Genomic DNA, 307 nt, shown 5'->3' on the forward strand with positions numbered 1-307 from the left:
GCTGGGCCACGAGCACCGGGAGGGGGAAGCTCGCCGGGAGTCCGGCCACCACCTGGGAGAGCGCGTCGGGCCCGCCCGTCGGGCTCGCCACCACCAGGACCTGCGGACGGCGTGCCTGCGGCGCGGCGGCGCGTACCCGCACGGGCGCGGACGGCGCCACGACCCGACGCGCACCGGCGAGAGCCCGGATGCGCGGCACGAGGTCCTCCCGCACGCGCCCCATCGACGCGCCGATGTCGCCAGAGCCCGAGGGCTTGGTCACGTAGTCCGACGCGCCGCGCGAGAGAGCGGTCAGGGTCGCCGAGGC

The 307-nt window shown here is 78.2% G+C and carries 1 pseudogene; it reads right to left on the minus strand.

The features are described from left to right. A pseudogene (locus KSO97_RS17580) lies at positions 1–307 on the minus strand (chemotaxis response regulator protein-glutamate methylesterase); the annotation flags it as partial.

Source organism: Nocardioides sp. R-C-SC26 (assembly GCF_021246465.1).
Lineage (GTDB): Bacteria > Actinomycetota > Actinomycetes > Propionibacteriales > Nocardioidaceae > Nocardioides.